Origin of the sequence: Luteimonas gilva (genome assembly GCF_005239095.1) — a bacterium.
GTDB lineage: Bacteria > Pseudomonadota > Gammaproteobacteria > Xanthomonadales > Xanthomonadaceae > Luteimonas_C > Luteimonas_C gilva.
The window spans coordinates 403523-423183 of record NZ_SZUA01000001.1 but is presented as its reverse complement, the minus strand read 5'-3'; the positions used below and the strand labels follow the sequence as shown (position 1 = coordinate 423183).

Here is a 19661-nt window from a genome sequence, read left to right as displayed (position 1 = left end):
AAGGCGCTTTCAGACGGAACGGCCGTCGAATTCGACCGCATCGATCTTCGCCGGATCCAGCCCATCGATGCAGCGGATGTTGATCGCCACGAAGCCGTCGCCTTCGCTATGGGTCGCGATGCCGCAATTCCTGCAGAAGCGGTGGCGCAGCGTACGCTTGCCGAAGGCGTACGCGCCCATGTCCGGACCCGCGTCGAAGACGTGGAATTTTTTCGCATCCACCGCCCATAGCAGCGCGCCCTTGCGCGAGCAGATCGAGCAATTGCAGGCGACGGCGGCCTCGATCTCGCCCTCGGCTTCGAAACGCACTTGGCCGCAATGGCAGCCGCCTCTGTGGATCATGATCGGGTCCTTGTTGTGGCTGTTGAAGCAACGACGAACCAGCAGATGGAAGATCGACATGGTTTCCATCTCACCTCGAAGAAAGGCCCGAAAGGCGGACAAGGACCCGGCTGATTACTTCCAAGCGCCCGCAGCCGCCGCGCGCCGCGCGTACTCGGCGAAATCCCGCGGTTCCCGTCCCAAGGCGCGCTGCACGCCGTCGCCCAGATAGGCGTTGCGGCCGTCCAGCACCTCGGTGAACAGATAGCCTAGGAATTCGACGATTTCCGCCGGCATGCCCTGCTGCGTCGCGCCCGCGGCGAAGGCGTCCATCGGGATTTGCGCGAAGGCGATCTCGCGGCCGCTGGCCCGGGCGATCTCGCCCACCGCTTCGGCGAAGCTGAGCATGCGCGGCCCGGTCAATTCGTACAGCTGGCCGATGTGGCGATCGTCGCTGAGCGCGGCGACGGCGACGTCGGCGATGTCGTCCGCGTCGACGAAGGGCTCGGGCATGTCGCTCACGGGCAAGGCGACTTCGCCGGACAAGATCGAATCCAGGAAAGCGCCTTCGTCGAAGTTCTGCATGAACCAGCTGCAGCGCACGATGGTCCAGTCCGCGCCGGTAGCCATCAGCTTTTCTTCGGCCTGTTGCGCTTCGTGCTCGCCGCGTCCGGACAGCAGCACCAGGCGACGCACGCCGGCCTGCAGCGCTTGGCGCGCGAAGGCTTCGATCGCCTGCGGCGCGCCCGGCATGGCCAGATCCGGGTAGTAAGTGATGTAGGCGGCGGACACGCCTTGCAGCGCGCCGGCCCAAGTGGAGGGGTCTTCCCAATCGAAGGAAGGCCGGGCGGCGCGGGAGCCGATCCGGACCGGACGGCCCGCGGCCCGCAGGCGTTCGGCGACGCGGCGGCCGGTTTTGCCGGAGCCGCCGACGACCAGGACGGTGCGCTGATCTTGCTTGTAGAGGGGATTCATGGCGAAACCTCATTTCTGTGGACGCAGTATTGCGTGGCGTCCACTTTGGTCAAACCAAACAGTACTTTATATGCCTGAATCGACCATTTTTATGCTTTTTCGTCCAATCCTATAGGATGAAGGAGCAATCGGCGCATACTGCTGCAGACCCGTCGAACGCCGGAGCCGACATGAACTCGCCCTCGCCCTGGACGCCGATGGACTCGCTCGGCGAAGCCCTGCATCAACTGCGGATGAGCGGGCTGTTCTACACGCGCTCGGAGTTCGCGGCGCCCTGGGGCCTGGCCCTGCCCGAGCTGCCGCATATGCTGATGTTCCATGTGATCAACGTCGGCGAATGCTGGCTGGAACTCGATGGCATGGCGCCGCAACGCCTGCTGCCCGGCGACTTCGCGCTGGTGCCGCACGGCCAAGGCCATCGCTTGACCCACACGCCCGGCGCGGAATGCGCGCCGCTGTTCGATTTGCCGCGCGAGGCGCTGAGCGAACGCTACGAAGTGCTGCGCCACGGCGGCGACGGCGCCGCCGCGCAGATGATCTGCGGCGCGGTGCGTTTCGACCATCCCGCTGCGCAACAGCTGGTGGGCCTGTTGCCGCGCTCGATCCACATCGCGGCCGCGGATTCGCCGCATCGCGAATGGATGCCGGACATGCTGCGCTTCATGGCCGACGAGATGCGCGCGCTGCGGCCCGGCGGCGAGACCATCGTCACGCGATTGGCCGACATCCTGGTGATCCAGGCGATCCGCGCCTGGATCGAACGCGACCCGGCCGCGCAAGGCGGCTGGCTCGGCGCTTTGCGCGACAAGCAAATCGGGCGCGCGATCGCGCTGATCCACCGCGAACCTTCGCGGGATTGGACGCTGGCGTCGCTGGCCGAGGCCGTGGCGATGTCGCGATCGGCTTTCGCGGCGCGCTTCGCGGCGCAAGTCGGAATGCCGGCGATGCAATACCTGGCGCAATGGCGGATGAATTCGGCATTGACCGAATTGCGCGAGCGCAGCGTTCCGGTGGCCGCGCTGGCCGAACGCATGGGCTACCAGTCCGAAGCCGCTTTCAGCCGCGCGTTCAAGCGCCATACTGGTTTGTCGCCCGGAGCGGCGCGGCGGCGGTCCGCGTGAGCTGAACTTTTTGTGGGAGCGGCTTTAGCCGCGAGCTCTTGTCTTCGTATAGAAGTGACGTGTGGGAAGAGCTCGCGGCTAAAGCCGCTCCCACAAACGGAGATTCTTAGCAAGCGCCATCGAAGCGTTCTTCGCCGGCGCCAATTTTCTCCGCGCGCGCGGAGACGATGCGGTAGATTGGCCCGCACCGAAGGAGAATCCCATGCCGAACCGTTACGCTTGGCTGCTGATCGCAGCCCTCGCGCTGGCCTGCCTGCCCGCGCTCGCGTCGCAAGCGGACGACGGGGCGCAAATCCTGAAGGTCGAAAAGGACGTCAGCGATGCGTTCGAGCGCGAAGATGCGGATTGGCTGGAAAAGCATCTCGATCCGACCTTCACCTTGACCAGTTCGAACGGCAAGGTCACCACGCGCGCGGACGAGGTCGCCGACCTGCGCGGCGGCACGAAGTACGACGTGTTCCGCAACCGCGATTCGAAAGTGCGCCTGTACGGCGACGCGGCGGTCGTGACCGGCATCACCCGTGTCGAAGGCAAAGCCGACGGCAAGCCGTATTCAATGGATTTCCAATTCACCGACACCTACATCCGCAAGCCCGAGGGCTGGGTGATGGTGGCCAGCCACGCTTCGCGCCTGCCCGCGAAATAAGTTCTCCTCTTGTGGGAGCGGCTTTAGCCGCGAGCTTTTCCCTCAAACCGCGACCGGCCAAAAAAAGCTCGCGGCTAAAGCCGCTCCCACAAAATCAGCCCGGCTTGCGGCCGCGCATTTGTCGTGTAAACTCCCGGCTCGATTCCGCACCGGAGTCCGCCGCTATGAGAATTGTCTTTTAACTGACGGGCCGTTTCGATCCCGGGTCGCCTGACCCCGGACGCCCCAGTCGCGCACGCAGCCTCGCTGCGCGCCTCTCATTCGGAACCCAACCCCTTTCGATTCCTAGGCCGTACGGCTCAGGAAATCCATCCCGCACGCGGCCTCGCCGCGCGCATCTATTCGGAAATTCCAAACACCATGTCTCTTCCCGACTTTCGCGCCCGCAAGGCCGCGATCGCTTTCATTCTCGTCACCGCGATGCTCGACATCGTGGCGATGGGCATCGTCATACCGGTGCTGCCGACCCTGATCGAGCAGTTCTCCGGCTCCAACGCGCGCGCCGGCGTGATCAACGGCGTGTTCGTCGCGCTGTGGGCGCTGATGCAATTCGTCGCCTCGCCCATCATCGGCTCTTTGTCCGACCAGTACGGCAGACGGCCCGTGATCCTGCTTTCGACCGCAGGATTGGCCGCCGACTACGTGCTGATGGCCGTCGCGCCGAACCTGTGGTGGCTGGCTTTGGGCCGGATCGTCGCCGGCGTCACTTCCGCCAGCTTCACCACGGTCTACGCTTACATGGCCGACATCACCGAACCCGAGCAACGCGCGCGCGGCTACGGTTTGATCGGCGCGGCGTTCAGCGCAGGCTTCGTCGCCGGCCCGTTGTTGGGCGGCGTGCTCGGCGAAATTTCGCCGCGCGCACCGTTCTGGACGGCCGCGGCGATGAGCGGCATCGCCTTCCTGTACGGCGCCTTCATCTTGCCCGAATCGCTGGCGCCGGAGAAACGCATGAAGTTCTCTTGGCGGCGCGCCAATCCGCTGGGCGCGATGCGCTTGCTGCAATCGCACCACGAGCTGCTGGGCTTGGCCGGCGTGAACTTCCTGCTGTATTTCTCCCACCACGTGTTCTCGGCGGTGTTTGTGCTGTACGCGGGCCATCGTTACGGATGGAGCCCGTGGCAGGTCGGCGTGCTGTTGGCGATGGTCGGCGTGTTCGACATGCTGGTCCAAGGCGTTCTGGTCGGACCGGTCGTGAAACGCTGGGGCGATCGCAAGACGATGGTGTTCGGCTTGTTCGCCGGCGCCGTCGGCATCGCTTGCATGGGCCTGGCGTCGAACGGCTGGCTGTTCACCCTGGCTATGCTGCCGAATGCGCTTTGGGGCCTGGCGATGCCGACGATCCAGTCGCTGATGACCCAACGCGTCTCCGAATCCGAACAAGGCCAGTTGCAAGGCGCGAACAACAGCGTCGGCAGCATCGCCGGCGTGATCTCGCCGCTGTTCTTCGGCGCCGTATACGCGGTGTCGATCGGAGACGACGCGTGGTTCCCGCATCCGGGCGCCGCGTTCCTGATCGCGGCCGCAGTGTTGGCGGCTGCGGGAGCGATCGGCTGGCGCGTAGCCCGGCGTGCGCACCGGGAAGCGACACGGCAAGCCTGACGCTCGCCGCCGCCGCTGTCGCGGCGGCGGTTTTCGGCAGAATCGGCTCCTGCAAAAAACACTTAAAAACAAGGCCAAAACGAACCAACCTTGTCCGGAAACGGCGAGCCGGGTTTGCGTCGCCGTGGCATATCTGAGCCGCGCGGCTAGCCGGAGCCGCGCATGACGACGCACACGATCGGCTGCGCATCCGCGCAGCCGCAACGGGCTGGCTCGGCCCAAGGAGATTCCGATGAAGACCCCGATCCCGCGTTACGCACTCGGCGCCGCGCTCGCCGCCGCCCTGCTGGCCGGCGCCGCGAACGCCGGCCCATCGCAACCGCGATGGCAAATCCGCTACAAGATAGAACTGCTGTCCGATTTCGGCGGCAGCGCCACATCCGCCGCCAGCATCAACGATGTGGGCTGGATCGCCGGCCAGTCCAATCGGACGGACGACGCCGCCTCGCGCGCCGTGCTCTGGCGCGCCGGTAAGCCGATCAAAGAACTGGGCACGCTCGGCGGCACGAACAGCGCGGTGCTATGGCCGGCGAAGAACGTGCTGGGCATCGTCAGCGGCATCGCCCAAACCAACGAAGACGACCCCAACGACGAAATCTGGAGTTGCGGCTATTTCTTCCCCGGCGACGACGCCGCCGGCAACCGCTGCCTGGGTTTCCGCTGGCAGAACGGCAAGATGACCGCGCTCGACCCCTTCCCCGGCGGCACGCATAGTTTCGCCACCGGCACCAACAATCTGGGCCAAACCGTCGGCTGGGCCGAGAACGATGTGCGCGATCCGGGCTGCGTATCGCCGCAGGTGCTGCAGTTCCGCGCCGCGTTGTGGCCGGCGGGCAAAAGCCAACCGCGCGAACTGCCGCCGCTGAGCGGCGATCAAGTGAGCTCGGCGACCGCGATCAACGACCGCGGCCAGGTGATAGGCATTTCCGGCGCTTGCAGCAACGCGGTCGGCGGCCTCAGCGCCAAACGCAACGTGTTGTGGGAGAACGGCGAGCCGGAGAACATCGGCGACTTCGGCGGCATCGCCTGGAACACGCCGATGATGATCAACCAACGCGGCGACGTGGTCGGCTTCGCCAACATCTCCGCCGACGTGGGCACGAAATTCCGGCCGCGCGCGTTTTTCTGGACGAGATCCACTGGCATCAAGCGCCTGGATTTGCTGCCCGCGCACGACGCCGCCCAGACAGGCCGCGGACAGGCCTTGAGCATCAACGAATGGCGCCAGATCGTCGGCCAGTCTTGCAACAGCGCCGGCGGCGATTGCCGTGCGGTGATCTGGCGCGACGGCGTACCGAGCGATCTCAACGCACTGGCGTCTTCGCTGGGCACGGCGGTACTGACCAGCGCCAACGATATCGACGACCTGGGCCGGATCGCGGGCACGGCCAGCGACGGCGGCAAGACCCTCGCCTACAAGGCCACGCCGTACTTGTCCGCGAGCCCGTAAGCCTCCCTTCTTTTGCGCGCCCGGCGCCTGCCCTCCCCGTTCGCGGGGAGGGCTTTTTTTGTTCCGCACGAGAAATTTCAATAGATACAGCCACTTGCATTCGGAATATTTTTTTGCGGCGGCTTGTCGATTCGCGCCCCGCCGATTCGTCGTATCCGCAAGAGCCCAAAAATTCCGCAACGGCGCGGAAGCGGGCGCAACCGGGAGAACGACGATGAGATTCATGGTGATCGTGAAAGCGGACAAGAATTCGGAAGCCGGCGTGCTGCCGGATCAGGCATTGTTGGCCGCCATGGGCAAGTACAACGAAGAGCTGGTCAAGGCCGGCGTCATGCTCGCCGGCGAAGGCCTGCAAGCCAGTTCCAAAGGCGCGCGCGTCCGCTTCGACGACGGCGGCAAGCGCACGGTGATCGACGGCCCGTTCGCCGAAGCCAAAGAATTGATCGCCGGTTTTTGGTTGTGGCAGGTGCGTTCGAAGGAAGAAGCGATCGAGTGGCTGAAGCGCGCGCCGTTCGCCGGCGGCGCCGAGGTGGAGATCCGGCAGGTGTTCGAAGCCGAGGATTTCGGCGCCGAATTCACGCCCGAGCTGCGCGAACAGGAAGAGCGGCTGCGCGAGGAGATCGCAAGTCGTCATTGAATGCCGATGACTGTGGGAGCGGCTTCAGCCGCGAGCTCTTCCCGCGCACCGCATTCGAAAAAAGCTCGCGGCTAAAGCCGCTCCCACAAAAAAAGCCGAAGACAGGAACCTGCAACATGAAATTGAACACCTACCTCAGCTTCAACGGCGACACGCGCCAAGCCTTCGAGTACTACGCCCAGCATCTGGGCGGGAAAATCCTGGCGATGATGACCTTCGGCGAAACGCCGGCCTGCGAAAGCCTGCCCGATTCCAAGGACCTGATCATGCACGGGATGATCGATATCGGCGGCCATCTGGTGATGGGCACCGACGCGACGCCCGACCATCCGTACGAAGGCGTCAAGGGCGCGCACGTGGTCATCGACACGCAGGATCCGGCCGAAGCGGACAAACTGTTCGCAGCGCTGGCGGACGGCGGCCAAGTGGTGCTGCCGATCCAGGAAACGTTCTGGGCCAAGCGCTACGGCATTCTCGTCGACCGTTTCGGCGTGCCGTGGATGGTCAATTGCGCCGCTTCCCAGTAACGCGGGCGACCGGCGTGCTCTGGCTGTTGGCCCGAAATGGAATAGCGAAACTGGAGTCGGCGCCGCTTCGCCGGCTTCCGGACGCGCTCGCGTCGAAATCCGCAAGCGGCGCATCGTCCCGCAGGTGTGTCCGGGCTCCTTTCGCCCGTTTTGAACTCGACCCGGCGCCCGCCGTTCCGCTTCCCGATCCGGAACCCGCGACGCGTCCGGGCTGATCCGATCGCCGCGAACGGACGTTCGAGCATGGATGCGCGGCGAATGGCGCTTGCGCGGCTTTGGCGATGATGGTCTGATCGGTCGCCATGACCGCGGCCGACGTGCGCAAAACCATAGATACCGTCTGGCGAATGGAGTCGGCCAGGCTGATCGCGGGCTTGGCGCGTATGGTGCGCGACGTCGGGCTCGCCGAGGAACTGGCCCAGGACGCCCTGGTCGCCGCGCTCGAACGCTGGCCCGAGACGGGCGTTCCGGACAACCCCGGCGCGTGGCTGATGGCCACCGCCAAGCATCGCGCCATCGACCGCTTGCGCCGCAGCAAGCTGATGCAGCGCAAGCACGAAGAGATCGGCTACGACATCGAATCGGACCAGGAAGGCGCCGAAGACGCCTGGATCGACGCGATGGACGACGACATCGGCGACGATCTGCTCCGGCTGGTCTTCACCGCCTGCCATCCGGTGCTGTCGACCGACGCGCAAGTCGCGCTGACCTTGCGCCTGCTCGGCGGCCTGACCACCGAGGAAATCGCGCGCGCCTTCCTGGTGCCCGAACCCACCGTGGCCCAGCGCATCGTCCGCGCCAAGCGCACGCTGAGCGAAGCGGAAGTGCCGTTCGAAGTGCCGCGCGGACCCGAACTGGCCGGGCGCCTATCGTCCGTGCTCGGCGTGATCTATCTGATCTTCAACGAAGGCTATTCGGCCACCGCGGGCGACGATTGGATTCGGCCGGCGCTGTGCGACGAAGCCTTGCGCTTGGGACGCATCCTGGCCGAACTGGCGCCGAAGGAATCCGAAGCGCACGGCCTGGTCGCGCTGATGGAAATCCAGGCCTCGCGCGCCGGCGCGCGCGTGGGCCCGTCGGGCGAGCCGATCCTATTGCTCGACCAAGACCGTTCGCGCTGGGACCGCCTGCTGATCGGCCGCGGCCTGACCGCCTTGGAGCGCGCGGAAAAACTGGGCGGCGCGCGCGGGCCGTACGCGCTGCAGGCGGCGATCGCGGCCTGCCACGCGCGCGCGCTGACGCCCGATGCGACGGATTGGGCGCGCATCGTCGGCCTGTACGCGGCGCTCGCCGAAATCGCGCCTTCGCCGGTGGTCGAGCTGAATCGCGCCGTCGCGCTCGCGATGCATTTCGGGCCGGCGGCCGGGTTGGAATTGGTCGATTCGCTCACCGCCGAACCGTCGCTGCGCAATTACCATCTGCTGCCGAGCGTGCGCGGCGACTTCTTGTTCAAGCTCGATCGCTTCGAGGAAGCGCACGCCGAATTCATGCTCGCCGCGGCGTTGACCAAGAACGCGCGCGAACGCGCATTCCTGATCGAACGCGCGCGCAAGGCCAAAGAAAATCTGTCCCAGACCGAGCCGTAAGCCGCTCTTGTAGAGTCGGGCCTGCTCGACTGCTTTCGTTTTCAATACCGATCGTTCTATCTCGAAAGAAAAGCAGTCGAGCAAGCTCGACTCTACGAAAGCTTGGTTATGCCCCGGCGAGATAACGCAGGTGCACCACGTTCGGCGACGGCAGTACGCGCTCCAGGCGATAGCCTTCCGCTTCGGGATCCAAGCCCTCGAACAGGCGTTCGCCGCCGCCGAGCATGATCGGCGCCAGTTGCAGGTCGATCTCGTCGACCAGTCCGGCGCGCAGCGCCTGCCGCGCCGTATCGACGCCCATCACGATCACGCCGCCGCCCTGCGCCGCTGCTTTGCCCCGAGCGATGGCATCTACGATGCCGTCGCCGACGAAGGTGAAGGTCCCGCTTTTCTGCGCGAGCGGTGCCTGCGGCCGGTGCGTCAGCACGAACGAAGGCGCCGGAAACGGCGTGTCGTTCCAATGCGCGAGACCCAGGTCGAAAGTACGCCGGCCCAGCACCACCGCCTGCGCAGCGGCTCTGATCTCGCGTTCGACCTGCAGATCCGCTTCGCCGCGTTCGGGAGCGAACAGCCAATCGTGCAGACGCTCGCCGCCGACGCCCAACGGATCTTCGGCGCTGATGGCGGGGCCGGCGGCATAACCGTCCAGCGATACCGAGAAATGCAGAGTTACGCGGCTCATGATTTTCCTCAGTGCGATTCGCGGACCGCGCCGATAGCGCCGGAAAACGGGCGTTATCGGCGCGGCAAAGGACTCAGAAGCTCACCACCGGCTTGAACCCGCCGAAAATCATCCGCTTGCCGTCGAACGGCATGCTTTTCGGGTCCATCGCGGCGATCCGCGGGTCGGCCATCACCTTCTTGACGACCTTGTCGCGATGCGCGCGCGACTTGTAGACGATGTAGGAGAAGAACACCACTTCGTCCTTCTTGGCCTTCACGCTCAACTCGAACGAGGTGATCTCGCCCGGCGGCACGTCGTCGCCTTGGGCTTCGACGTATTGCAGCGCGCCGTATTCCATCCAGACCTTGCCGGCCTTCCTCGCCATCTTCTTGTAGGCGTCGATGTTCTTCTTGGGAATCGGCAACACGAAACCGTCGACGTACATGCATTTCTCCTTCAGTGGTGGGCGGGAACGGAAAAATCAGGAAACGGCCGGTTCGGCGTCGTCTTCGGTGTCGTCCGTTGGCGCGCCATCGTTCATCTTGACGCGCAGGAACAAGCCGCCGAGCAGAGCCGCCAACGCGGCGAAGCCGGCGCCGACCAGGAATGCGATCTGATAGCCGCTGTTGAGCGCGGCCGCTTGCGTCGCGCCTTCGGCGAGCAGGCCCGCGCTGCGCGAAGCGGCCAAGCTGGCCAATATCGCCAAGCCCAGCGCGCCACCCATCATGAAGGCGGTGTTGACCACGCCGGATGCCAGGCCGGATTCGCTCGGCGCCACGTCGCTCATCGCCGCCAGCAGCACCGGATTGAACGCCATGCCCGCGCCGATGCCCAACAGCACCATGCCCGGGAATACATCGACCGCGAAGTTGCCGTGGACCGGCGCGCGCGCGAACAACAACAAACCGATCGCGGCCAAACCCAGGCCCACCGCCAGCGGCAAGCGAATGCCGTAACGCATCACCAACTTCGCCGACAGGCCGAGCGAGAACGCGGCCATGATCAGATTGGCGGGCAAAAAGGCCAGACCGACTTCCATCGGGTCGTAGCCCAGCACTAATTGCAAATACAGCGCCGACAGGAAGAACCAGGCGAACATGCCGGCCGCCCACAGCACGCCGACGACGTTCGATACGGCGACGTTGCGCAGCCGGAACAGGCTCAACGGCATCAGCGGCGCTTTGACCCGCGACTCGATGGCCAGGAACGCCGCCAGCAGCACGACCGACGCGCCGAGTAGGCCGAGCGTGCGAGCCGAAGACCAGCCGGCTTCGTTGCCGTTGACGATCGCGTACACAGCCAGCATCAGCGACGCAGTAACAGTGATCGCGCCGGCGATATCCAGATGCCTCGAACCTTCCAAACCGCGGCCCGCCGGCAACAGGCGCATGGTCAGCGCGAACACCGCGATGCCGACCGGGATGTTGACCAGGAAGATCCAATGCCAATCGAGCGTGCTGGTCAGCAAGCCGCCGAGAAGCACGCCGACGCTGCCGCCGCCGGAGCAGACGAAGCCGTAGATGCCCATCGCCTTGGCGCGTTCGCCCGGCTCGGTGAACAGATTCATGATCAGCGACAACGCCACCGCGGTGACCACCGCCCCACCCAGCCCTTGCACGGCGCGCGCGGCGATCAGGAAACCTTGGCTCGAAGCGATGCCGCAAGCGAGCGAAGCGGCGGTGAACAGCACGATTCCGGCCAGGAACAAGCGCCGATGCCCGTACAGATCGCCGAGCCGCCCGCCGAGCAGCAGAAAGCCGCCGAAGGTGAGCAGATACGCGTTCACCACCCAGGCCAGCGAGGTTTCGGTGAATTGCAGATCGGTGCGGATCGAAGGCAGCGCGACGTTCACGATGGTCGTGTCCAGCACGATCATCAAAGCGCCGAGGCAGAGGATGGTCAGGGCCAGCCAGCGCGAATCGCGAGGCGTGGCGGAAACTTGGGTAGGGTCGGTCACGGATCGTCCTTTTTTCTTTATTTTCAACGGATTAGTCGCCGCAGACGTCGGCTTCTTGGATTACGACGTTCCAGAGGGGCGCGATTCGACAAGGCGCGACAATAAAATCCAGCCCGTCGAAGGTCCAAACATAGCCCCCTCTCCCCTTGCGGGAGAGGGATAGGCGCGAAGCGCCAGGGAGAGGGTTCGGCTTTTCGCGCAGAACTGCAAGGCCAAAAGCACGCTCGCTGCGCTCGCCCCCCTCTCCTGCCCCTTCGGGCATCCTCCCCGCGAGGGGGAGGAAAAAGCAGCAGCCTCTTCGGCAGACCTTATGCTACCAATCCACCTGCCGCCCATCGCCGCCGAACATCTCAGGCAACGAAGCGTAATGCGGCAGATCGTCCTTCACCGGCCGCTGCGCATAGCGGCAATGGATGTGGAATTGCGGCTTCAACATACCCGCCGGCAGCCGGTTGCCGCCGATGCCGAATTGGCCGATGCCGGGCACCTCGGCCAGCATCCCGCAACCGCAGACCGCGCAGCGCTGCCGCGGCAGCACCTTGTAAGTCCAGGTTTCGGTGGGGCCTTCCACCGACAGCACGGCATCGGCGCCGAACAGCGCGACCGGCACGTAAGCGCCGCCGGTGATGGTCTGGCAATCGTCGCAGTGGCAATAGAACTGCAATTCGGGTTCGCCTTGCACGCGCACCACGACCGCGCCGCAGGGACAGGCGATTTCGGCGACCGCGCTCATGCCTGCGTCTCCTTCGCCAGCAGATCGTCCAAACGATCGAAGCATTCGCCCCAACCGCCCTCGTGGCCGTCGCGGCTGTCGACCGAAGCGAAGAAGGCCTGACGGAAGATCATCCGGGTCTTGCCCTCGCCCGCGTCCTCGAAGCGCACGGTCACGACGGTCTCGTGGCCCGGCTTGCCGTCTTCGTCTTCCCAGGCATGGGTGAAGACTATGCGCTCATTCTCGACCACCTCGCGGTAGACGCCGCCGAGCCAAAGCACTTCGTCCTTCGACACCATCGACGAACGCCAGCGCCCGCCCGGCTTCACTTCTCCTTCGCTCTGGCCGATCTCGTAGTCGTGCGGCGCCGACCATTGCCGCATGCGTTCGGGATCGACCCAGGCTTGGAACACCAACTCGCGGGGCGCGTCGAATACGCGGACGATTTCCAGTGCGCGGGCTTCGTCGCCCGCATTCTTCTCGCTCATTGCTTCCTCCTCTTGGCCGAATCCTTGCGCGCGGCGCTTACCCGCGATTTGGTTTTGCCGTCCGCGGCCTGCGCTTGCACGCGCTGCAGGTAACGGTCCAGCCGATCGAAACTGCGTTCCCAATACGCCCGATAGCGTTCCAGCCATTGGGTCGCGTCCTTCAGCGGCTCAGCCTCCAACCGGCAAGGCCGCCACTGTGCCTCGCGCCCGCGCGCGATCAGGCCCGCGCGTTCGAGCACCTTCAGATGCTTGGAGATGGCCGGCAGGCTCATCGCGAACGGTTCGGCCAATTCGGTGACCGAGGTTTCGCCGGCCGTCAGACGGGCCAGGATCGCGCGGCGGGTAGGGTCGGCCAGCGCGGCGAAAGTCGTGCTCAGGCGGTCCTGCGGCATGGCTAATTTAACCAACTGGATAATTAACCGATAGGCTACATACTGGGTGCACCCGCGTCAACCCGGCCCGGCGGACGGAGTCGTCGATACGGTTCGGGCGTAGGATGCCGCCGAAGGAGTTGCGCCATGTCCCGCGATTGCTGCGAAAAAACGATCGCCGCCGAATCGCTGCGCCGGCAGGAGCGGCGCGCGCTGGGGGTCGTGCTCGCGATCAATGCGGCGACCTTCGCGATGATGATCGCCGCCGCGATGCGCAGCGGTTCCTCTTCGTTGCTGTCGGGCGGGCTCGACAATCTGGGCGATGCCCTGACCTACGCGGCCAGCCTGGCGGTGGTCGGCTCATCGCCGATGATCAAAGCGCGCGTGGCGCTGCTGAAATCCGCCCTGATCTTGGCCGCGGCGGCGGCCGTGGCGGCGCAGATCCTATGGCGGCTGGCCCATCCCGCCACGCCGCTGTTCGAAACGCTCGGCGCGGCCGCCCTCCTGAACCTCGCCGCTAACCTGGTCTGCCTGCGGCTGCTGAATCCTTACCGCAACGGCGATCTGAATATGGCTTCGGCGTGGGAGTGTTCGCGCAACGACGTCGGCGAAGGCTTGGCGGTGCTGGCTGCGGCGCCGGCGGTGTGGCTGTTCGGCAACGGCTGGCCCGATCTGCTGATCGCGGCCGCGCTGCTGGCGATGTTCCTGCGTTCGGGTCTGAGGATCTGGCGCGCCTCGTGGACGCAGTCGCGCGCCGCGGCGGGTTAACCGTGCCTGCCGATCATCACCAGATCGCCGCACAGCATGCGCATGTGCACGCCGGTCGGCTCGCCGGTGGCGTCATGGCGGATGCGGGCGAAGGTTTCGGCGGCGCAGAGCGCGGAGACCTTGAGCCGGAAGTGTTCGAGGGGCTTACCGCCCACGCAGACCTGCCAACCGGGTTCGACCGGTTCGACGCAGTACAGGGTGCGCTCCATGCGCTCTCTCCCAAGCTCGAAAAGCGCCCCGGCCCTGCTTTTCCACTTGCTCAAGGTGGCGGCCGATTCCTTTGCTGAGCGGCATCCGATGCCAATGCATATAGCCGTGCCGCCGGGGCCCGTGCAGATTGCGCGCGCGGCTCTTGGGAAGGCATCGGCGAAACGCTCGGGGTCGTGTAGGAAATTTCCTACACGGCCGGCCTGGGCTAGCATGACTCCATGTGCCTGATTGCGGTCGCCTGGCGTACCCACCCGCGTTACGAGTTGGCGTTGATCGCCAATCGCGACGAACTCCATGCCCGGCCGGCCGCCCCGGCCGGCTTCGACCCGGCAGCGCCCGACGTCTACGGCGGCCGCGACCTCCAGGCCGGCGGCGGCTGGCTGATGGTCTCCGCCCGTGGCCGCCTCGCGGCCGTCACCAACGTGCGCGCCGGGTTCGCCGTCGACGCGGCGCCGCGGTCGCGCGGCGCCCTGGTGCGCGACTTCGCTCGCGGCGAAGCGACCGCCGCCGAGTATCGGGGAGCCCTGCGCGCCACGGCGATGGAGCATGGCCGCTTCAATCTGCTGGTGTGGGACGGCGCCGAGTTGGGTTTCGCCGGCAATCATCCGGATTTCGACAGTCGCCTCGTCGAACCCGGCATGCATGCGATGTCCAACGGCGCCTTCGATGCGCCTTGGCCCAAAAGCGGACGCGCTACGCGAGCGCTGGCGACTTGGCTGGATTCGCCGGCCGCCGATGAACCGCCCGACGCCTCTACGCTGGCGCCGCTGCTGGATGCGCTGGCCGATACCGCGCCCGCGCCCGACGACGCCTTGCCCGACACCGGCATCGGCCTGGAATGGGAGCGCGCGCTGTCGCCGCCGTTCGTGCGCGGCGAACGCTACGGCACGCGCTGCAGCAGCGTCGTGCTGATCGGCGCCGACCGGATCGTCTTCGCCGAACGCCGTTTCGGGCCCGACGCGGAACCGCTGGGAGAAAGCCTGCAAACGCTCTCCCGGACCCGCGCGCCTTGAATAGCGAACTGTGCCGTCGGTCCTGAACCGGCGTTTTCATTCGGGCTTAACTGGCGCCGGCCGAATCTCGCGGCCGGCAACCGATGCCGACAAATGGGGGCAATATGAAGCACCGATGGGGTTTAGGCGCGGCTGCGGCCGTACTGGCGATCGCCGGCGCGGGCGCGCACGTCCATGCGCAAGCCAAGGAAAGCGTGGAGGTCACCAGCAAGCAGATCCTCGCCAGGATGGACCGCAACGGCGACGGCAAGGTCAGCGAGGAAGAATTCCGCAACGCGATGATGCGACGTTTCGCTTCCGCCGACGTCAATCGCGACGGCGTGCTTTCGGACGACGAAGTGCCGACCCATTCGGTCGTGGTCCAGAACAGCGAAAGCAGCGGCGGCCAAGTCAAACTCGAGGATTACAGCGCCTCGCTGAAAACGGTGTTCGACCAGTACGACGCCGACCGCGACGGCCAACTCGCCGGCGACGAGCTCGAGAAACTGGCGCAGGCGCGCAACGCTCTGAAGGAGGCCAAGTGATGAACCGCATCGCATACATCTGCGCTCTGGCGGCCGCGGCCGTCGGCGCGTCTTATTCGCCGCCCTCGCAGGCCGCGCAAACCGTGCGTTGCGAATCCCCCAACGGCCGTTACCAGACTTGCGCGGTCGACACCCGCGGCGGCGTGCGCCTAACCCGCCAGCTCAGCTCGCAAGGCTGCTGGGAGAACGACACCTGGGGCTACGACCGCAACCGGATCTGGGTCACCAACGGCTGCCGTGCCGAGTTTCAAGTCGGCGACTATCAGGCCTCCGCCGACGGCAGCAACAATAACGGCGCCGTTGCCGGCGTCGCGATCGCCGCCCTGATCGGCGCGGCCCTCCTGGCCAACAAGAACAAGGACCGGGATCGCGACCGCTACGACGACCGTTACGACGAAGGTTATTACGGCGGCGGCTCGGGGAACACCTTCCGCTGCGAATCCACCAACGGGCGTCAGGTGTATTGCCGGATCCCGTTCCGCGGCCACGTCGAGGTCGACCGGCAGCTGAGCAAATCGCGCTGCCAGTACGGCGTGACCTGGGGCGTGGACGGGATGCGAGTGTGGGTCAACAACGGCTGCCGCGCGGATTTCGTGGTGTATTGAGGTTCGTCGCGCTCGGCGAAAAGCCCGCTTCGGCGGGCTTTTTTATGCAGGGCCACCGTCGCGAAGCGGTTCGTGAACAGGCGGCGCGATATTCAAGCGCTTACGCGCCGAACGCCGAAACGCCATTGGAGCTTTCCGGCAAATACCGGATTTCGCTCGCGGCTTTGATCGCGCAAAAAAGTGAAGGCCCAGTCTTTCGGGTTGCCCCGATCGGCTGAGCCTTCGTCGCCGAAGCTTCTGTTTCGACTTGCGTCGTCACTTTTTCTTCGACGGATGCAGACTAGCGCACGGTCCGTTAACCCGATGTCAAAAAAACGGACACAAGACGAAATTATTTCGCCCAAGGCCACCAGCCCTTGCCTTCGCGCGCGTAACGGTCGGCGGCGCGCTCGAAACGATTGCGCGCGCTGACGCCGCCGCACAGCAGGTACAGCGGCAGGAACAAAGGCCCCAACGCCATGTATTGGAAAACGTGCGCGCGCTCGTGGTCGGCGAGCACGATCGGCGCTTCGTCGCCGTGCCCAGCGCGATGCGCGTAAGTGACGCAAGGCGAATCCAAGCTGTCGCCGGTGTGCAAAATGGTGTTGCCCAGCGTGAGCGCGCCGCCCGGGCCCCAAGGCCAGCGATGGAACACGATCGCCAAATCGCGACGGCTGAAGTGGATGTGCGCGCCGAAGCCGACGCCGACCGCGCCGGCGATCAATCCCAACAGCGTGTTGGGCAGCGTCCATAGCGCGCCGAGCGTGCCCAGCGCTGCGAGCGGCACGCGCCTCGCGCCGGGTTCGCTCAATCGCTGCCTTCGGGCATCAGCAGCCACAGGATCAGATAGACCAGGATGCCCGGGAAAGCGACCGACACCACCGACAGGACGACGTAGATGAACCGCAACAACGTCGAATTCCAGCCGAAGCGATGGGCGATGCCGCCGATCACGCCGGCCAGGACGCGGTCGTTGATGGAACGGGACAGAGTGGGACGTGCGGTGTTCATCGGGCGTGCGGACGGTCGGGCCATGCCCGCAGTTTAGCGCTCATTTCGCACCCGCGCGCCGGCGTTCGAGCCGGTCGCGGAACCAGTCCGCCGAGGCCCGATCGACCTGTCCGGGACAGCGTACGTGGTAGGCGCGGCCGCTCATGCTGCTGCGGCTGGCGGCGCGCTCGATGAACAGCTCGGGCGTGGCGGCCAGCCCGCGCTTGTTCAGCCAGTCGTACTTGCGCTGCAGGTGCGCCTTGGCTTCGGCCGCGTCGTACCAGGTGCCGTTGCGCTCGAATCGGCAGCCGGACTCGCCCAAGGCGGCAATCAGTTCGGCGATTTCCGTTCGAGCGGCCGGCGCCTGCGCGAATGCCGCAAGAGGCATCAGCAGAAGGAATAACGCGCGTGGCCTTCTCGCTGTCACGCGCGCTCGGACAGCCAGTGATGGATCGTGTCCGGAACCTCTTTCTGGGCCCGGCCGGACACGTAGATGCCGATATGGCCGCCGCGGAACGACAGCTCGGTGTAGTCGTCGGTGCCGACCAAGCCCTTGAGCGCTTTCGAAGAATCCGGCGGCACCAGATGGTCCTGCTCGGCGAAAATGTTCAGCACCGGCATTTCGATCATGCCCAGATGGACTTCGTTGTCGCCGATCTTGATGCCGCCTTCGACGAAGCCGTTGCCCTGATAGAACTGCTTGATGAATTGGCGGAACGCTTCGCCGGCCTGGTCGGGCGAATCGAAGATCCATTTTTCCATGCGCAGGAAATCCTCGACCGCTTTCTTGTCGTCCAGGATGTCGACCAAGCCGACGTACTTCTGCGCGAACAGCCGCCACGGCTTCAGGGTCAAATAACACCAGTTCATCAGATCGGCCGGCACGTTGCCCAGGGTGTCGACGAACAGGTCGACGTCGATCTCGCGCGTCCAGTTGGACAGCATATTGTCGGCGGTGTGGAAATCCACCGGCGTGACCATCGTGATCAGGTTCTTGATCTTGTCCGGATGCAGCGCCGAATAGCACAGCGAGAACGCGCCGCCCTGGCAGATGCCGAGCAGGTTGATCGCATCCAGTCCGTGCGCTTTGCGCAAATGGTCGACCGCGCCGCCGAGGAAGCGCTCGATGTAGTCTTCCAACGTCAGGAAGCGGTCCGAGCGATCCGGGTAGCCCCAATCGATGACGTACACGTCCTCGCCGCGCGCCAGCAGTCCTTTGACGATCGAACGGTCGGCTTGCAAGTCGACCATGTACGGCCGGTTGACTAGCGCGTAGCTGATCAGCAACGGCGCCTGCGCGGTCGGCGCCTTGTCGCCGACGAAGCGGTACAGCGCCACTTTGCCGTCGCGCCAGACTTCCTGGCGAGTCGTGGCGCCGTAGTCGACTTCGTCGACGTTGCGCAACGTATCGACGCCGGCCGCCAGCTTTTGCTGCATTTGCAGCGCTTCCTGGGCCAAACCCTCGGCGCTGAAGTGGACCGGACCGGTCATGCGCGCTTCTCCCCGGATTTCTTGCTTTTGCTCTTCCCGGCCGGAGCTTTGCCTGCGCCGTTCTTTTTGCCGCCGGAAGTTGCCGGACGCGGATGCGCGGGCGCAGGCTCGGCCGCGCGGCGCAGGCGGCTGAGCTCGCGCTCCAATTGGGCGATCTTGCGGTGCGCGGAATCGACCTCGGTGCGGGTCGGCATGCCGAACATCGCGTTCAACTGCTCGACTTCCTTCTGCACGCCGTTGCGCAGTTTCATCTGCGCGTTCACCAGTTCGCCGTAGACCTGGCGAAACTCCGGCGACAGCGCGATTTCGGCGTAGGCTTCCTCGGCGGCGTCGATCCACAGATCGAACAGCGCCCGCACCGAAACGATCTGGCGGCCGGGCTCGTCGCGCTGCGACAGCTTGTCCTCGAACAGTTCGTAGGCGCGCTGCGAAGCTTTCATCATCAGCGCGTTGTAGGCGCTATTGCGCTGCTGGTAGTCGAGCTGGGCCTGGGCCAATTTTTGCCAGCGTTCCTGGTGCTCGCGGGCGAAGCCGAACGCGGGCATGCCCAGCCAGGACGCATTCTCGCGGCGCCAGGCTTCCAAATACGGCGAAGCGTCTTCGATCCATTGCTCCAGGCCTTGCTGGCCGTGGCCGCGCATCGCCTTGAACATTTCGGGGAACGGGTTCTCGCCCGCCGCGCCCATCGCTTGTTTCCAAGCGCGGGCGACTTCGGTGGCGCTGCCGCCTTGACCGGCGAATTGCGCGGCGACTTGCTGCATCTGGCCGAACCAGCCACGCGCTTGGGCATTGAAGCGTTCGACCGCATCGTTGACTTCGCCGCGCCCGCCGTGGACCAGCTTGCTCCACTGCTCGATCGCTTCGTGCCAGCCCTGCGCGCCTGCCGGCGCCGCGCCGGGCATGCCGCCGCGCATCATCTCGCCCCAGGCGTTCCAATATTGTTTGGCCAGCGCTTCGAAATCGCCGGGCGCGTTCGCAGGGCTCATCGCCACCTCCTCGGGTCCTGCGGCGATCATAGCAACCG

At 65.4% G+C, this 19661-nt stretch carries 26 protein-coding genes; 12 read left to right on the top strand and 14 right to left on the bottom strand.

Annotated elements, in window-relative coordinates:
- Positions 1-9: 9 nt before the first annotated feature.
- A complete protein-coding gene (locus FCE95_RS01925) occupies positions 10-342 on the bottom strand; it encodes a GFA family protein (RefSeq protein WP_137265310.1) in 333 nt (110 codons plus the stop codon).
- 114 nt (positions 343-456) lie between these two features.
- Positions 457-1296, bottom strand: a complete 840-nt coding sequence (locus FCE95_RS01920) for an NmrA family NAD(P)-binding protein (RefSeq protein ID WP_137265309.1) — start codon at positions 1294-1296, stop codon at positions 457-459.
- A 170-nt stretch (positions 1297-1466) separates the two neighbouring features.
- Here FCE95_RS01920 and FCE95_RS01915 point away from each other — a divergent pair, with 170 nt between their 5' ends.
- The 7 genes from FCE95_RS01915 to FCE95_RS01885 all read left to right on the top strand — a co-directional run bounded on the left by FCE95_RS01915 (position 1467) and on the right by FCE95_RS01885 (position 8865).
- Entirely contained in the window at positions 1467-2417 is a 951-nt protein-coding gene (locus FCE95_RS01915) for an AraC family transcriptional regulator (RefSeq protein ID WP_137265308.1), read from the top strand.
- Between the two features lie 202 nt (positions 2418-2619).
- Complete coding sequence (locus FCE95_RS01910; protein WP_137265307.1) at positions 2620-3063, top strand: nuclear transport factor 2 family protein; 444 nt, start codon at positions 2620-2622, stop codon at positions 3061-3063.
- A 360-nt stretch (positions 3064-3423) separates the two neighbouring features.
- Entirely contained in the window at positions 3424-4665 is a 1242-nt protein-coding gene (locus FCE95_RS01905; protein ID WP_137265306.1) for a TCR/Tet family MFS transporter, read from the top strand.
- Between the two features lie 232 nt (positions 4666-4897).
- Complete coding sequence (locus tag FCE95_RS01900; protein ID WP_137265305.1) at positions 4898-6115, top strand: hypothetical protein; 1218 nt, start codon at positions 4898-4900, stop codon at positions 6113-6115.
- A 214-nt stretch (positions 6116-6329) separates the two neighbouring features.
- Entirely contained in the window at positions 6330-6752 is a 423-nt protein-coding gene (locus tag FCE95_RS01895; RefSeq protein WP_137265304.1) for a YciI family protein, read from the top strand.
- Positions 6753-6868: 116 nt separating this feature from the next.
- On the top strand, positions 6869-7279 hold the full coding sequence (locus FCE95_RS01890; RefSeq protein ID WP_137265303.1) for a VOC family protein: 411 nt from the start codon (positions 6869-6871) through the stop codon (positions 7277-7279).
- Positions 7280-7581: 302 nt separating this feature from the next.
- Positions 7582-8865 (top strand): RNA polymerase sigma factor, encoded by a 1284-nt coding sequence (locus FCE95_RS01885; RefSeq protein ID WP_137265302.1) that lies wholly within the window; start codon positions 7582-7584, stop codon positions 8863-8865.
- A gap of 106 nt (positions 8866-8971) precedes the next feature.
- On the opposite strand, the gene FCE95_RS01880 is transcribed toward FCE95_RS01885, so the two are convergent.
- The 6 genes from FCE95_RS01880 to FCE95_RS01855 all read right to left on the bottom strand — a co-directional run bounded on the left by FCE95_RS01880 (position 8972) and on the right by FCE95_RS01855 (position 13078).
- The gene (locus tag FCE95_RS01880) at positions 8972-9547 is read right to left on the bottom strand and encodes a dihydrofolate reductase family protein (protein WP_137265301.1); all 576 of its coding nucleotides are present in this window, start codon (positions 9545-9547) and stop codon (positions 8972-8974) included.
- 73 nt (positions 9548-9620) lie between these two features.
- A complete protein-coding gene (locus tag FCE95_RS01875) occupies positions 9621-9974 on the bottom strand; it encodes a DUF1428 domain-containing protein (protein WP_137265300.1) in 354 nt (117 codons plus the stop codon).
- Positions 9975-10010: 36 nt separating this feature from the next.
- Positions 10011-11486 carry a DHA2 family efflux MFS transporter permease subunit gene (locus FCE95_RS01870; RefSeq protein WP_137265299.1) on the bottom strand — a complete coding sequence of 492 codons (1476 nt, stop codon included), beginning with the start codon at positions 11484-11486 and terminating at the stop codon, positions 10011-10013.
- A gap of 313 nt (positions 11487-11799) precedes the next feature.
- On the bottom strand, positions 11800-12219 hold the full coding sequence (locus FCE95_RS01865; protein ID WP_137265298.1) for a GFA family protein: 420 nt from the start codon (positions 12217-12219) through the stop codon (positions 11800-11802).
- On the bottom strand, positions 12216-12686 hold the full coding sequence (locus FCE95_RS01860; protein ID WP_137265297.1) for an SRPBCC family protein: 471 nt from the start codon (positions 12684-12686) through the stop codon (positions 12216-12218). Before FCE95_RS01860 ends, FCE95_RS01865 begins: the two co-directional genes overlap by 4 nt.
- Entirely contained in the window at positions 12683-13078 is a 396-nt protein-coding gene (locus tag FCE95_RS01855) for an ArsR/SmtB family transcription factor (protein WP_137265296.1), read from the bottom strand. The genes FCE95_RS01860 and FCE95_RS01855 overlap by 4 nt, the downstream gene beginning before the upstream one ends.
- Positions 13079-13204: 126 nt before the next feature.
- Here FCE95_RS01855 and FCE95_RS01850 point away from each other — a divergent pair, with 126 nt between their 5' ends.
- Positions 13205-13825: a cation transporter gene (locus FCE95_RS01850; protein ID WP_137265295.1), complete on the top strand. Its 621-nt coding sequence runs from the start codon at positions 13205-13207 to the stop codon at positions 13823-13825.
- Here FCE95_RS01850 and FCE95_RS01845 read toward each other — a convergent pair.
- Positions 13822-14034, bottom strand: a complete 213-nt coding sequence (locus FCE95_RS01845; protein ID WP_137265294.1) for a hypothetical protein — start codon at positions 14032-14034, stop codon at positions 13822-13824. The genes FCE95_RS01850 and FCE95_RS01845 overlap by 4 nt on opposite strands.
- 219 nt (positions 14035-14253) lie before the next feature.
- Here FCE95_RS01845 and FCE95_RS01840 point away from each other — a divergent pair, with 219 nt between their 5' ends.
- The 4 genes from FCE95_RS01840 to FCE95_RS01825 all read left to right on the top strand — a co-directional run bounded on the left by FCE95_RS01840 (position 14254) and on the right by FCE95_RS01825 (position 16395).
- Positions 14254-15048: an NRDE family protein gene (locus FCE95_RS01840; protein WP_137265293.1), complete on the top strand. Its 795-nt coding sequence runs from the start codon at positions 14254-14256 to the stop codon at positions 15046-15048.
- A gap of 104 nt (positions 15049-15152) precedes the next feature.
- Positions 15153-15572: an EF-hand domain-containing protein gene (locus FCE95_RS01835; RefSeq protein ID WP_189644608.1), complete on the top strand. Its 420-nt coding sequence runs from the start codon at positions 15153-15155 to the stop codon at positions 15570-15572.
- A complete protein-coding gene (locus FCE95_RS01830) occupies positions 15572-16177 on the top strand; it encodes a DUF3011 domain-containing protein (RefSeq protein WP_137265291.1) in 606 nt (201 codons plus the stop codon). The genes FCE95_RS01835 and FCE95_RS01830 overlap by 1 nt, the downstream gene beginning before the upstream one ends.
- Positions 16174-16395, top strand: a complete 222-nt coding sequence (locus FCE95_RS01825) for a hypothetical protein (protein WP_189644607.1) — start codon at positions 16174-16176, stop codon at positions 16393-16395. Before FCE95_RS01830 ends, FCE95_RS01825 begins: the two co-directional genes overlap by 4 nt.
- 113 nt (positions 16396-16508) lie before the next feature.
- Here the strand turns inward: FCE95_RS01825 and FCE95_RS01820 are convergent, their stop codons facing one another.
- Genes FCE95_RS01820 through phaE form a run of 5 tightly spaced genes read right to left on the bottom strand, consistent with a single transcriptional unit; the run spans position 16509 to position 19623 of the window.
- The gene (locus tag FCE95_RS01820) at positions 16509-16967 is read right to left on the bottom strand and encodes a hypothetical protein (protein WP_137265289.1); all 459 of its coding nucleotides are present in this window, start codon (positions 16965-16967) and stop codon (positions 16509-16511) included.
- Complete coding sequence (locus FCE95_RS01815) at positions 16964-17167, bottom strand: PspC domain-containing protein (protein ID WP_137265288.1); 204 nt, start codon at positions 17165-17167, stop codon at positions 16964-16966. The genes FCE95_RS01820 and FCE95_RS01815 overlap by 4 nt, the downstream gene beginning before the upstream one ends.
- Before the next feature lie 40 nt (positions 17168-17207).
- Positions 17208-17534, bottom strand: a complete 327-nt coding sequence (locus tag FCE95_RS01810) for a DUF5329 family protein (protein ID WP_137265287.1) — start codon at positions 17532-17534, stop codon at positions 17208-17210.
- Between the two features lie 35 nt (positions 17535-17569).
- Positions 17570-18637: a class III poly(R)-hydroxyalkanoic acid synthase subunit PhaC gene (locus FCE95_RS01805; protein ID WP_137265286.1), complete on the bottom strand. Its 1068-nt coding sequence runs from the start codon at positions 18635-18637 to the stop codon at positions 17570-17572.
- Positions 18634-19623, bottom strand: a complete 990-nt coding sequence (gene phaE / locus FCE95_RS01800) for a class III poly(R)-hydroxyalkanoic acid synthase subunit PhaE (RefSeq protein WP_189644606.1) — start codon at positions 19621-19623, stop codon at positions 18634-18636. Before phaE ends, FCE95_RS01805 begins: the two co-directional genes overlap by 4 nt.
- Positions 19624-19661 lie beyond the last annotated feature (38 nt).

Bases quoted from the DNA above. Each gene is read 5' to 3' on its own strand.
- FCE95_RS01925 (WP_137265310.1), bottom strand. From the start codon at position 342: ATGATCCACAGAGGCGGCTGCCATTGCGGCCAAGTGCGTTTCGAAGCC.
- FCE95_RS01920 (WP_137265309.1), bottom strand. From the start codon at position 1,296: ATGAATCCCCTCTACAAGCAAGATCAGCGCACCGTCCTGGTCGTCGGC.
- FCE95_RS01915 (WP_137265308.1), top strand. From the start codon at position 1,467: ATGAACTCGCCCTCGCCCTGGACGCCGATGGACTCGCTCGGCGAAGCC.
- FCE95_RS01910 (WP_137265307.1), top strand. From the start codon at position 2,620: ATGCCGAACCGTTACGCTTGGCTGCTGATCGCAGCCCTCGCGCTGGCC.
- FCE95_RS01905 (WP_137265306.1), top strand. From the start codon at position 3,424: ATGTCTCTTCCCGACTTTCGCGCCCGCAAGGCCGCGATCGCTTTCATT.
- FCE95_RS01900 (WP_137265305.1), top strand. From the start codon at position 4,898: ATGAAGACCCCGATCCCGCGTTACGCACTCGGCGCCGCGCTCGCCGCC.
- FCE95_RS01895 (WP_137265304.1), top strand. From the start codon at position 6,330: ATGAGATTCATGGTGATCGTGAAAGCGGACAAGAATTCGGAAGCCGGC.
- FCE95_RS01890 (WP_137265303.1), top strand. From the start codon at position 6,869: ATGAAATTGAACACCTACCTCAGCTTCAACGGCGACACGCGCCAAGCC.
- FCE95_RS01885 (WP_137265302.1), top strand. From the start codon at position 7,582: ATGACCGCGGCCGACGTGCGCAAAACCATAGATACCGTCTGGCGAATG.
- FCE95_RS01880 (WP_137265301.1), bottom strand. From the start codon at position 9,547: ATGAGCCGCGTAACTCTGCATTTCTCGGTATCGCTGGACGGTTATGCC.
- FCE95_RS01875 (WP_137265300.1), bottom strand. From the start codon at position 9,974: ATGTACGTCGACGGTTTCGTGTTGCCGATTCCCAAGAAGAACATCGAC.
- FCE95_RS01865 (WP_137265298.1), bottom strand. From the start codon at position 12,219: ATGAGCGCGGTCGCCGAAATCGCCTGTCCCTGCGGCGCGGTCGTGGTG.
- FCE95_RS01860 (WP_137265297.1), bottom strand. From the start codon at position 12,686: ATGAGCGAGAAGAATGCGGGCGACGAAGCCCGCGCACTGGAAATCGTC.
- FCE95_RS01855 (WP_137265296.1), bottom strand. From the start codon at position 13,078: ATGCCGCAGGACCGCCTGAGCACGACTTTCGCCGCGCTGGCCGACCCT.
- FCE95_RS01850 (WP_137265295.1), top strand. From the start codon at position 13,205: ATGTCCCGCGATTGCTGCGAAAAAACGATCGCCGCCGAATCGCTGCGC.
- FCE95_RS01845 (WP_137265294.1), bottom strand. From the start codon at position 14,034: ATGGAGCGCACCCTGTACTGCGTCGAACCGGTCGAACCCGGTTGGCAG.
- FCE95_RS01840 (WP_137265293.1), top strand. From the start codon at position 14,254: ATGTGCCTGATTGCGGTCGCCTGGCGTACCCACCCGCGTTACGAGTTG.
- FCE95_RS01835 (WP_189644608.1), top strand. From the start codon at position 15,153: ATGAAGCACCGATGGGGTTTAGGCGCGGCTGCGGCCGTACTGGCGATC.
- FCE95_RS01830 (WP_137265291.1), top strand. From the start codon at position 15,572: ATGAACCGCATCGCATACATCTGCGCTCTGGCGGCCGCGGCCGTCGGC.
- FCE95_RS01815 (WP_137265288.1), bottom strand. From the start codon at position 17,167: ATGAACACCGCACGTCCCACTCTGTCCCGTTCCATCAACGACCGCGTC.
- FCE95_RS01810 (WP_137265287.1), bottom strand. From the start codon at position 17,534: ATGCCTCTTGCGGCATTCGCGCAGGCGCCGGCCGCTCGAACGGAAATC.
- FCE95_RS01805 (WP_137265286.1), bottom strand. From the start codon at position 18,637: ATGACCGGTCCGGTCCACTTCAGCGCCGAGGGTTTGGCCCAGGAAGCG.
- phaE (WP_189644606.1), bottom strand. From the start codon at position 19,623: ATGAGCCCTGCGAACGCGCCCGGCGATTTCGAAGCGCTGGCCAAACAA.